Genomic DNA, 3279 nt, shown 5'->3' on the forward strand with positions numbered 1-3279 from the left:
TCCGTCAATAAACCGGCCAACCGACGCGAGCAGCAGCGAAATACTGTCCGCCACCAGCGCGATGTTCTTTTCCAGCGCCAGCGAACCATCGACCAGGGCGTTGTGCTTCAGATAGATCTGTCCCGCCTGCTCAAAATAGCCAAACGCACCAAGCGCGCAGAACTCGTTGCAGTAAGCGCAGGCACGGCGAAGCTGATTCTTATGCATATCCGGCGCGCCCTGGAACAGCGTAACAAAGAACTGGAGCAGTCCGGTGTCCTCATTCGGCAGCTGCATCGGAATAAAGCAGATTTCAAACACAACGTCCTTGGCAACCTTGCCCTGACGCATCGCCTCACAGCGCAGCAGCGTCGGCGCGCCTTCCTTCTGCATCACTTCCGCGCGGAAGCCGTTCTGGTTCAGAACTTCCGACATGCAGCTTAAAATCTGGTTTTGTATTTCAGTTTTCATAACTACCTCTTACCATTACTTCACACCGATATCCGTGCGGTAATGCACCTTATCAAAATGAATTTTTTTCACGTCGGCATAGGCCTTGCGGATGGCCGCATCCAGTGTCGGCGCGGTCGCCGTTACGCCGAGCACACGGCCGCCGTTTGTCAGCATTTTTCCATCCTGCGCTTTTGTGCCCGCATGGAATACAAAAGATTCCGCCACAGCATCCAGGCCGGTGATCTCCTTGCCCTTCTCATAGGCCTTCGGATAGCCGCCCGAAGCCATGCACACGCAGCAGGCGGCGTTATCCGCCCAGCGGATGTCGATTTCGTCCAGCTTTTCGTCAATCACGGCATTGAAAATATCAAACAAATCCGTTTCCAGCCGCGAAAGCACGGCCTGCGTTTCCGGATCGCCGAAACGGGCATTGTACTCGATCACTTTCGGGCCCTTGGGCGTCAGCATCAGGCCAAAATACAGCACGCCCTTGAACGGCCGGCCTTCCTTTGCCATCGCCGCAACAGTCGGCTGGAAGATGGTCTCCATGCACTGCTGCGCAATGTCCTCCGTATAGAAGCGGGATGGGGAAAACGCGCCCATACCGCCTGTATTCGGTCCCTCGTCGTGGTCGTAAGCGCGCTTATGGTCCTGCGCCGAAGGCATGGTCTTCAGGTGTTTGCCGTCTACAAAAGCAAGAACGGAAACTTCCGGACCGGTCAGGAACTCCTCGATAACCACCCTTGCGCCTGCGCCGCCGAACGCGCCGCCGTCAATCGCGTCCTTGACCGCCTCAATCGCTTCCTCTTCCGTCATGGCAACCGTAACGCCCTTGCCAAGCGCAAGGCCGTCCGCTTTCACAACGATTGGCGCGCCGTTGGCCTTGATATAGGCGATCGCACTGGCCGAGTCTTCAAACACAGCATAGCCCGCGGTGGGGATGCCGTATTTCTGCATCAGCTCCTTGGCGAAGGACTTGGAACCTTCAATCACAGCCGCATTCTTGCGCGGGCCAAATGCACGGATGCCGGCGGCCTCCAGCGCGTCCACCATGCCAAGCGCCAGCGGATCGTCCGGCGCAACCATGACAAGATCGGGCTGGTTCTCTTTGGCAAAAGCTACCACGCCGTCAATGTCGGTCGCCTGGATGGCAACGCACTCAGCCTCCTGCGCGATGCCGCCGTTGCCCGGCGCACACCAGATTTTATCCACCTTGGGGCTCTTTTTCAAAGTATGGACGATGGCGTGCTCACGCCCGCCGCCGCCAATTACCAAAACTTTCATGTTTCTTCCTCCGTCCGAAGATATTCCCGCTGCGCGCGAAACGTTTCCACAATCAGCGCAATGTGGCCGAGCGCAGTCAGCATATTGGCTGCTGTCAGCGCCAGATGAAACGCCATTTCGTTGAGCAGCCCGATCCCCAGCAGCAGCGCCAGAATGATACCTGCGCTCCACACAGCCAGCACAATCCATTCTGCCAGCGCGCCCTGTCCTGCGCGCCTGCGCTGCGCGGCATAGCCGAGCAGCAGCATGCAGCCCAGCGCGAGCAGCGGCACGAGCGCCGCATACTCCAGCACGATGCGCAGCAGGCCGGGCGGAATGACCGCCGGCCCGCAGACCACCGCAAAGACGATGCCCACATCGGCTGCAATGCTTGCGCGGAAAAACCACAGGGAAACCGTCTGCAAACCCAGCGCGCCTGCGGAAATCAGCGCAAAGGCCACCACCTGCATCATCCAGTTTGCCGGCAGCACCAGCCGCAGCAGCACGCCGCCCGCAATCGCCAGATAGGCATAATACCCTTTGAGCAATTTCATCGCCGCTTAGTGATGGAACAGGCGCATGCCGGTGAACGACATGACGATGCCATACTTATTGGCCGTTTCAATCACATTATCGTCACGAATGGAGCCGCCCGGCTGCACAATGTACTGAACGCCCGACTTGCGCGCGCGCTCAACATTATCGCCAAACGGGAAGAAGGCGTCCGAACCGACGGTAACACCCGTGTTTTTGGCAATCCAAGCCTTCTTTTCCTCCGCGGTCAGTACTTCGGGCTTGACCTTGAAGGTGCGCTGCCACACGCCTTCCGCCAGCACATCCTCATATTCATCCGAGGTATATACATCAATCGCATTATCGCGGTCCGGACGGCGGATGCCGTCAACAAACTGCAGGCCCAGCACCTTGGGATGCTGTCTGAGGAACCAGTTATCCGCCTTCTGTCCGGCCAGGCGAGTGCAGTGGATACGGCTCTGCTGGCCGGCTCCTACGCCGATGGTCTGGCTGTCCTTAACATAGCAAACCGAGTTGGACTGGGTATATTTCAGCGTGATGAGCGCCAGAATCATATCATGCTTGGCGCTTTCCGGCAGCTGCTTGTTTTCGGTCACAATATTGTTCAGCAGGCTCTCGTCAATTTCATAATCGTTGTATCCCTGCTCAAAGCGGATGCCGAAAATATCGCGCTGCTCAATGGGCTTCGGCACATAGTCCGGATCAATTTTAACAACATTATAGCCGCCCTTGCGCTTGGTCTTGAGAATTTCCAGCGCTTCGTCGGTATAGTCCGGCGCAATAATGCCGTCGGAAACTTCGCCTGCCAGATACCGCGCGGTATCCGCGTCGCAGGTGTCGCTCAGCGCCGCCCAATCGCCGTAAGAGCACAGACGGTCCGCGCCGCGCGCACGGATATAGGCGCACGCAATCGGGGACAAATCATGGTCAGCATCGACAAAATACATCGCCTTTTCGGTATCGGTCAAGGGCCGCCCCAGCGCTGCGCCCGCAGGCGATACATGCTTGAAGGACGCCGCAGCCGGCAGTCCGGTCGCTTTTTTCAGCGCT

General features: G+C 57.9%; 4 protein-coding genes. All 4 read right to left on the minus strand.

Annotation, left to right across the window (positions count from 1 at the left end; all coding sequences use genetic code 11):
• Positions 1–450 (minus strand): hypothetical protein (locus ACOYIE_RS10045; RefSeq protein ID WP_433412828.1); only part of this gene is annotated, 450 nt, incomplete at its 3' end.
• A 15-nt stretch (positions 451–465) separates the two neighbouring features.
• The gene (gene purD, locus ACOYIE_RS10050; RefSeq protein WP_433412830.1) at positions 466–1716 is read right to left on the minus strand and encodes a phosphoribosylamine--glycine ligase; all 1251 of its coding nucleotides are present in this window, start codon (positions 1714–1716) and stop codon (positions 466–468) included.
• The gene (locus ACOYIE_RS10055) at positions 1713–2249 is read right to left on the minus strand and encodes a hypothetical protein (protein ID WP_433412832.1); all 537 of its coding nucleotides are present in this window, start codon (positions 2247–2249) and stop codon (positions 1713–1715) included. The genes purD and ACOYIE_RS10055 overlap by 4 nt, the downstream gene beginning before the upstream one ends.
• Positions 2250–2255: 6 nt before the next feature.
• A partial coding sequence (locus ACOYIE_RS10060; protein ID WP_433412834.1) for a phosphoribosylaminoimidazolecarboxamide formyltransferase occupies positions 2256–3279 on the minus strand: 1024 nt, incomplete at its 5' end.

Origin of the sequence: Agathobaculum sp., from assembly GCF_050946325.1 — a bacterium.
Taxonomy (GTDB): Bacteria; Bacillota; Clostridia; order Oscillospirales; family Butyricicoccaceae; genus Agathobaculum.